General features: G+C 72.4%; 7 protein-coding genes. 1 reads left to right on the top strand and 6 read right to left on the bottom strand.

Annotated features, from left to right (window positions below):
* Positions 1-606, top strand: a 606-nt coding sequence (locus HY68_RS41260; protein ID WP_206742986.1) for a helix-turn-helix transcriptional regulator, incomplete at its 5' end; no start/stop codon positions are given.
* A 38-nt stretch (positions 607-644) separates the two neighbouring features.
* On the opposite strand, the gene HY68_RS35355 is transcribed toward HY68_RS41260, so the two are convergent.
* The 6 genes from HY68_RS35355 to lanL all read right to left on the bottom strand — a co-directional run bounded on the left by HY68_RS35355 (position 645) and on the right by lanL (position 8,087).
* Positions 645-2,471 (bottom strand): ABC transporter ATP-binding protein, encoded by a 1,827-nt coding sequence (locus HY68_RS35355; RefSeq protein ID WP_052457481.1) that lies wholly within the window; start codon positions 2,469-2,471, stop codon positions 645-647.
* Positions 2,453-4,207 carry an ABC transporter ATP-binding protein gene (locus HY68_RS35350; protein WP_078864096.1) on the bottom strand — a complete coding sequence of 585 codons (1,755 nt, stop codon included), beginning with the start codon at positions 4,205-4,207 and terminating at the stop codon, positions 2,453-2,455. Before HY68_RS35350 ends, HY68_RS35355 begins: the two co-directional genes overlap by 19 nt.
* On the bottom strand, positions 4,185-4,832 hold the full coding sequence (locus tag HY68_RS35345) for a flavoprotein (protein WP_052457480.1): 648 nt from the start codon (positions 4,830-4,832) through the stop codon (positions 4,185-4,187). The genes HY68_RS35350 and HY68_RS35345 overlap by 23 nt, the downstream gene beginning before the upstream one ends.
* A 77-nt stretch (positions 4,833-4,909) precedes the next feature.
* A complete protein-coding gene (locus HY68_RS44405) occupies positions 4,910-5,041 on the bottom strand; it encodes an ALQxL family class IV lanthipeptide (protein WP_198533492.1) in 132 nt (43 codons plus the stop codon).
* Positions 5,042-5,134: 93 nt separating this feature from the next.
* Positions 5,135-5,257 carry a hypothetical protein gene (locus HY68_RS46120; RefSeq protein WP_277816784.1) on the bottom strand — a complete coding sequence of 41 codons (123 nt, stop codon included), beginning with the start codon at positions 5,255-5,257 and terminating at the stop codon, positions 5,135-5,137.
* A 73-nt stretch (positions 5,258-5,330) separates the two neighbouring features.
* On the bottom strand, positions 5,331-8,087 hold the full coding sequence (lanL, locus tag HY68_RS35340; protein WP_041999793.1) for a class IV lanthionine synthetase LanL: 2,757 nt from the start codon (positions 8,085-8,087) through the stop codon (positions 5,331-5,333).
* Between the last annotated feature and the right edge of the window lie 72 nt (positions 8,088-8,159).

Raw genomic sequence — 8,159 nt, 5'->3', positions numbered from 1 at the left:
GCTCGCGCCGCCGCTGATGCCTCGCGGCTCCCCGCCGACCGTGCCGCCGTGCTCCTGGCCGAAGCGGCGCTCGCCCCCGACCGGGACGCGATCCCGTTGCTGACGGACGTGGTCGAACAGCACGCGCACGACGGGTCCCTGCTACTGGAATGCCGTGTCCGGCTGCTGCTGGCCCGACGGCTGATCAGCACGGACCACCTGTCGGAGGCCGCCTTCCACACCGGGCTCACGAAGCGCCGCGCCGAGCAGTGCGGTTCGCAGTACCTACGGCACCTGGCCGTCGACGTCCAGCGTGCGATCGGCGCCCGTCATCCGCGCGTGTCAGGTGACACGGACGGCGAGGACGCCCCGGAGACCGGTCTCTCGCAGCGCGAGCGCCAGATCCTGCGCATGGTCTGCCGCGGCCTGTCCAACCGGGACATCGCGGGCGCCCTGTTCGTCTCCGTCAAGACCGTCGAAGCCCATCTCACCCGCGTCTTCCGTAAGACGGGCACCCGGTCGCGGGCGGCACTGGTGGCCACGTTCGCAACGGCGCGACCGGCCTTGGCGCTGTCCGACAGCCGGGGTCCTTCCGACCCCGCTCTACGTTCCGCGCCCCGCGGTTGATCGCTGTCCCGCTCTGCTCGGGCCGCCCACTCCAGCCCTCACTCCGGCCGCTCTGCCGGGTGCGGCACGGTGGCGAGTACGGGGCGCGGGCGCGGAACGTGCGGCGCCGTGCCGTCCCAGTGGCCCACGAGCGCGGCATAGCCGGGCTCCGTGCCCAGCAGTTCGGCGTGCGTGCCGCAGACCACCCGGGTGCCGTCGAGCAGCAGTACGCGTCGCCCGCGCAGGGCCGACGCGAGGCGGTGGGCGACGACGACGAGCGTGCCGGGCCTGGCGGCGAAGGCCGCCTCCACCACCGCCTCACTCGCCATGTCGAGGTGGCAGGTGGCCTCGTCGAGCAGGACAACGGGCGCGGTCGACAGATAGGTACGCGCGGCTGCGACGAGTTGCCGTTCGCCACTGGACAGCGAGGCCGCCGGATCGTCGAGCAGCACGTCGTAGCCGCCGAGCCGGTCCACCACGGGCCTAAGACCCACCGCGAGTGCTGCGGCGTCGACGGCCGCCGTATCCGCTTCGGGGGCGAGATAGCGGAGGTTGTCGCGGAGGGTTCCGCGGAAGACGTACGCCTCCTGCGGCAGCAGCGCGACAACGCCCGGACGCTCGGTCTCGGGGAGGTCGTCGACCCGCCGCCCTCCGATCAGGACCTCGCCGCCGGACGGCCGTTCCAGACCGGCGAGCAGCCCGGCCAGGGTCGACTTGCCGACACCGCTCGCTCCGACCACGACGAGGTGGTCGCCCTCCGCGATGGTCAGCCGCACGTCCTTCAGCACCGGTTCGGCGTGCGGCCCGTAGGCGAACGTCAGATTCTCGACCCGCACGGCGTGGCCCGTCGGCGCGTCCGCGCGTACCTGGTCCGGCGACGGGTCGTCGGACGGTTCCGTCACGGCGGCCAGCCGTTCCAGTACGACGTGGAGTTGGCTCCACAGTCCGGCCACCGTACCGGTCAGCATCTGAAGGGCGGGCACCAGGCTGCTGCTGACGTACAGCGTCGCTCCGACCACCTCACCGGCGCTGGCCGTCCCGCCGGTGACCAACGCGGGGCCAACCAACAGGAGCAAAAAGAGTGGGAGTTGGCCGCCGAGCAGGACGATGGGAACGCGCGCTGCGGCTGCCCAGGCAACCGCGACGGACGCCTGGGCGCTGGCCCGGACGCTGTGCTCGGCGCTCGCGCAGGCGAATTCCGTCGCGCCGATGGCAGCGATGTCCCGGCCGGCGGCCAGCACGGCCCCGGTGGACGCTGCCACGTCCTCCTCGGCGACGACCGCCGTTCTCCTGCGCCGGCTCACGGCCCTCATGGAGACGAGGAAGGCGACGAGCGCGGCGACGAGCGGCAGTACGACCACGGCGGCGAGCACAGGGGCGAGCGCGGCAAGACCGATGAGGGTGGCGACCAGGGTGACCGCGAGCGGACGGGCTGTCCGCATCAGCGCGCCCACAACCAGCCGCACCGTGTCGACCTGGCTGGTCATCCGCGACACACCGGCCGCGTCCGCGCCACTGCCGTCCCGGACGGCCTGGCGGAGTGTCGCGCCGACCACGGTGGTCACCAGCGCGTCCCGCATCGGCTCGATGCAGGCGGCCAGCGGGTCGAAGAGCGCGCGCTCCGCCACGGCCCTGGCGACGTACAACAGGGCGAGAAGCCCGATCCACATCAGCCCCTCGGCGGGTTCACCCGCGAGGAACCCCCGGTCCAGCGCTGCGGCGAGCGACCAGCCCGATCCCAGGGCAGGGCCTGCCTCCAGCACCGACCAGCAGGCGATACGCCGCAGGGGGCGGCCGGAGCCGCGCAGTGACTGCGCCAACAGCTGTGCCGCGGGGCTGCGGAGCGCCGTCGCGCGCAGTCTCGTGCTCACACCGGTGAAGGCCACGGCACCTCCCGCTCGGTCGCCGGATCAGCGTCGGCCGAGAAGACCGCGCGGTAGTCCGGGTGGTGCCACAACTCGCGGTGCGGTCCCACCGCGCGGATCCGTCCCTCGTGCAGCCAGGCGACGGCGTCACAGCGTGCGGCCGTGGTGACGCGGTGCGCCACGACGAGCCGGGTCCGCCCGGACAGCGCGCCGGTCACCGCCTCACTCACCTCGGCCTCGGTGACCGTGTCGAGCCCGGAGGTCGCGTCGTCGAGTACGTACACCCGGGCGGGCCTGACCAGCGCCCGCGCCAGCCCGAGCCGCTGTCGTTCGCCGCCGGACAGGGGCGCGTGGGCCGACGGCGTGTCGTAGCCTGCGGGCAGCCTGCGGATGAAGCCGTCGGCCCGCGCCGCCCTCGCGGCCTGCTCCACCGCCCGGCGGCTCACATCCGGTCTGCCGTAGGCGATCACGTCATGGACGCTCTCCCCGATCAGCGCCGGGCGCTCGAAGGCGTACGTCACGGCGTTCCGCAGTTCGTCGAAGGTCAGGTCCCGCACGGGTACGCCGTCGAGTACGACTTCTCCCTCGTCGGGGTCGCCCAGCCGGCCGAGCAGCCCCGCCAGTACGCTCTTGCCCGCGCCGGTCCTGCCGACCAGGGCCATCGACCGGCCTGCGGGCAGGGCCAGGTGTGCCCGGTCGAGGACCAGGGAACCGCCGGCGGAGCGGACGGTGACGTCCTTCAGCAGGACGGTCCCCGGCCCCGTCGTACCGGTGACCGGGCCGGCGGCGGGCAGGGGATGGCCGAGGGCGCCGGCGATCCGGCCGGCGGCCGCGCGGGCCTGCGCGAGCGACAGCAGGGCGTCCACCTGCTGGAGTGCGCCGATGGCGAGTTTGACGTAGCCGGCCACGGCCAGGAGCTCTCCCGGGGACAACCGGCCCTGTGCGACGCCGAGTCCCGCCACGGCGAGTGCCAGCGCTTCGGTGAGCGACACCAGTAGCCCGAACTGCCAGACAGTCGACTTCTGCAGCCGCCACATCGCGTGTCCGGCGGCCGACACGGCACCCAACGGGGCCAGGACGCGTTCGGTCTCCGTGGCCAGTGTTCCCGAGGCGCGGATCGTCCTCGCCCCGGTCAGCGCGCCGAGCAGCCGGGTCGCAAGGTCCGCCTGCGCACCCAGATAGGCGCTCTGCGCCTCGGTCACCCGGCCGACGAACCGCCGGGCTATCAGCACCGACAGGGGCACGCCCAGGGTGAAGGCAGCCGCGGTCCGCAGGTCGATCGCCCAGAGGGCGCCGAAGCCCGCGAGCGCCCCCGCCAGTGAGACCGCGGACTGCGCAGCCGCCGCGGGCAGCGCGCCGGCCTGCGGTGCGGCCTGGGTGATCTGGGTGACCGCCTCACCCGGGGGAAGCGGCGAACGTGGCTGGAGCGCGAGCAGTTGCCTGATGATCCTTCCGCGCAGCAGGCGCGTTCCACGCCCCGTTCCGGCGGCTCCCAGCGGGCCCATCACCGCGTCGCACAGCGCGATGGCGGCGACGGCGGCGCCCCACAGGAGCGCCCGGCTCCCGTGCCCTGCGCTGTCGCCGTCGAGCACCGCGTTGACGGCCGCGGAGAGCAGCGCCGGGACGGCGATCGAGATCCCGACGCGGGTGACCATCACCAGCACGAGCAGCGTCAACGGCCGCCGCGTGTCGTGTGCGACGTCCTTGAGCAGGCGCCCGCCATGGGTGGCGGAGTCACGCTGTTCGAGGGTGGTCACCGCTCGCCTCCCCGGTGCGCGCGGACAGCATGCGTGCGGCGTACCGCAACGTACTCAGCAGGGAGGGCATGCCGGCGGAGACCGGGGTGCCGTCATGTGCGGAGACCGCGGGTGCCATCGGGACGACATGATGACCGTCCTGCTCCAGCAGTTCCAGGTTGCGGCGGACCGACGGGCGGGCCAGGGCGCCTTCGGGGATCGCGGGGGCGAAGAAGGTGGGTGCGGATGTGCAGATGACCGTCGTCAGGGCCAGGCTGTCGGTCATCCCCGCAGCGCACTTGGCGATGAAGTTGGTGGTCGCGGGAGCCACGATGACCAGGTCGGCCCACTCGGCGAGCTCCTTGTGCGGCACCACGCCCTGCGAGGTGTCCCAGTCGGGGCCTTCGACCGGCGACTGCGCGACGGCGGCCAGCGCCTGACGGGACACCAGGGACGCCGCGGAGTGGGTCAGGCATACCCGCACCGACCAGCCGTACCGCGTCCGCGCCAGCATGACCCACTCGGGCAGGGCGGTGACGGAGATGCCGCCCGCCGCGACGAACAGCAGATGCCCACGTGGCAGGACGAGCGGTGGCAGCCCGTCGCGTCGTGCGCCGCGCAGCTGTGGCGTGGGGTCGGTTGTCACCGTTGCTCTCCGCTCTTCTCCGGTCCGGTGACCGGTGCGCTCCCACTGGCCGCACCGGTCACCGGCCTCACGTCAGGTCAGTTGGTGACGTTGCAGCTGATGGCACAGGTGCTGCCACCGTTGCAGGTGTGTCCCTCACAGAGGATCAGCGACTGCTCCTGGGCCTCCTCGCCCGTCAGCAGTTGCAGGGCATCGAGGTCGCTCTCCATGTCTTCTCCTTCTGGGATGGTTCTCGGTGGTTCTCGGTGGTTCTCGGTGGTTCTCTGTCGGTGGGCGTGGGTGCCCGTCAGCGGGTCAGCCGGTCAGCCGGTCACTGAGCAGGTGCCGCCCGGAGAGCAGGAAACCCCGCAGGTCACGGTGCAGGCGATGGCGGTTTCCTCGGCCTCGGCCGGCAGTAGTTGCAGCGCTTCGAGCTCTGTTTCCATGAATGGTCTCCGTTCCGGTGGAGGGCACCGCGGACGCGGTGCCCGGATCGACGGGCCAGCCGCTCCCAGCGGCTCAGCGGGGGGTGTGAGCGGATTCGGCAGGCAGATCGGCCATCCACGGCCGTGGTCCGCCGTGCGTGAGGCGCAGCAGGAAGGAAACAGCGCCGGCCAGGCCGGTCTGCGCGTCGGGGCGTACTGACGTTCCCGACTCGTCCGGTACGACGAACAGCCCGTCGCGGAGCACGGCGCGCAGCCGCAGGACCGAGGCCAGGTCGCAGGCCCAATCCCGGTAGGGACCTTCGGGTACGGCGTCGGCGAGATCGAGGAGGAAGTCCCCGTCGCCGGCGATCCCGTGGCAGGCAGCGGTCGAAGCGGTCGAGCGGACGGCGTGCACCGCCGCACCGGCCTGCTCCGCGAGGCGCAGGTGAGCGCTGTCGCCCGTCGCGCGCCACAGGCGCAGCAGAAACGTGCCGATCCCTGACGCGCCGGAACACCAGTGGTACAGCAGGCCGGTCCCTGGCTCATGATCCAGGTCGGAGCGCCAGCGCGCCCCCCACGGGCCCAGTTCGGCTTCCGCCGCGAGGGTGGCGCCGGCAGCGACGGCCAGATCCGTGTACTCCTGGCGCCCGGTCGCCTGACCCGCCCCGAGCAGGAAGGAAGCCACACCGGCCACGCCGTGCCCGAAACCGAGGTGCCGGATACCGGCGAGGACCGAGTCGAAGTCCTCGGGTACGGGCCACACCGTCCGGCCACGCACCGTCTCGGCGCGAGCGGTCAACCCGTCGGCGCAGGTGATGATGCGTTCGAGGAAGGCGGGCTCGCCGGTCGCCTGCCAGAAGTGCAGCTGGGCCAGGCCCGCCCCGGCGGCGCCGTGGCACACATCGGGGTTGGGCCACTGTACGGGCACGGCCAGCGCCAGGTCGGCCGCCCTGCGGGCCATCGTCGGATCGTCCAGGCGGCGCGCCGCGTCGTACAGCGCCCAGGCCGTCCCCGCTCGGCCGAAGTACAAGCCTGGCAGCAAGCGCGGCACGTCTTCGCGCCGTTCGTCGGTCCACTGCGCCAACCGCTCCAGGGAATGCCGCAGTTCGTCGCGGTCGACGAGTTCGGATGCCCGGCCCAGCACGGCCAGCACGCCCGCCGAACCGTGCTGGACGGCACACGGGTCGGTGGTGTCTCCGAAGGAGCCGCTTTTCCAGAGCCGTTCACCGGGGTGCGGACGGAGTGCGTGGACCAGGTAGGTAAGGCCGTCGTCCACGAGTCTGCGTACGTCGGGAAGGGCGCCGGCGGGTTCAACCGCTGGGCGGTCAGGTGACGCGGCGGTTGCCCCTGCTGTCGGCGTCCGACCGGCCAGGTAGTCACTCACCTGCTCTTGATTCCAGCGCAGTTCGGGGTCCGCCACCATCAGGCCGAGGATCGCGGGCGCCAGTGCCGGCACGGCCGGGCGCTCCGAGCACATCAGGGCCAACAGGGCGCTGACGCGCTCCTCCGGTGAGCGGGCGGCGCGGCTGCCCTCGGCCCTGTCAGCCGCGTCGTCGTCTGCTGTGTCGTCATCCGTCGTGTCGTCGTCCGCAGCGAAGGCCGGGGCCACACCGGTGGTGAGGTAGCACAGGACAGCGCCCAGTGCGAACAGGTCGACGGCGGGCCCGTGGGCGGGGCCGATGCGCGGCACCGCACACTGTTCCGGCGCTCCGAACCCCGGTGTGTAGGCACGATAAGTCCACTCGTCCGGACGTCTCGCCCATTCGGGGTCGATCAGCCAGAGCCGCTCGTCGTCGCCCACCATGATGTTGTTCGGGCTGAAGTCCTGCAGGACCAGGCCGCGTTGGTGCACTTCACCCAAGAGCCGGACCAGCCGGGCCGCCATGGAGAGCGCCGCCGCCGGGTCCACACCGGGCGCGGCGTCGGCGTACCGGTCCCGGACCCACCGGGCGAGCGTCTCTCCGCTGATCAGAGTCTCCACCAGGAAGGCGTGACCGTCCTTCTCGAACTGATCGACGACATCGGGACAGAGCCCGTTCAGCGCGGTCAGCATGGCGGCTTCCCTGCGGAGCTGATCCCGTGCGTCACTGCCCGTCAGCCCTCCCGCGACGTGGGCACGGGCCTGCTTGACGATCACCTCGGCCCCGGTGTGTTCGTCAAGCGCGCGGTACACACCGCCCCGTGCCGAGTGCCGAATGGCTTCCTTCACCACGAACCGGTCGGCCAACAGCACCGACGAGGGCGCCGCCGGCGCCGCCGAAGCACGACCGGGCGTGCCTGCCAGAGGCAGTTCGGCCCAGGGCGGCGGACAGAACCACGGCTTGCGCGGATCAGGTACGGCGGCCCCGCCGGGCTCCCGCAACCGGGCCTCGAAGGAGCCGTCGTTGGTGAGCACAGGAACGCCCCGGAAGGCGCCGTACCGGTAGTGCACGAGACTGCCCTTGCGCAGCGGCCGGTCGGAGAGGATCGCCGGTCCTGGCAGTCCGGCGGTCGCAGCGTCGATGCGGTGGGCCAACTCGCGCAGGTGGGCGTCGTCATCAGGGTATGCGGTGAGGAACTTGCCGCACTGCGCGCGGTCGTAGGACGCCGAGGTCATCTCCTCGACCAGCTCAAGACTGCGGGCGTATTTGAACGAACAGCCGCCCGCCGCGAGGATCCGCGCAGCCCGGTCGAGGACGTGCGGCGCGGACAGCGCGGTCGCCGAGACGTGCAGCTTCCACCCCTGGACGCGCTCGGACGCCGAGGGCCGCGTCACCCGGCACCAGAAGTCCTCTTCCTCGACCGCCCATCCGGCCGCACCGACATCGTCGAGAGCCGCTCGCACCAGATGCCGGAGGGAGAGGGACGACACGGCGCGGCCTCCTGTCTTCTGCTTCGACGGTCCCGGGGAGACCGGGCCGTCCCACAGTGGCCCTCGACGCGG

Source organism: Streptomyces sp. AcH 505, assembly GCF_000818175.1.
In the GTDB taxonomy this organism is placed as follows: Bacteria; Actinomycetota; Actinomycetes; order Streptomycetales; family Streptomycetaceae; genus Streptomyces.
Note: the sequence above shows the minus strand (reverse complement) of the source record. Positions and strands in the feature narration are given on the sequence as shown.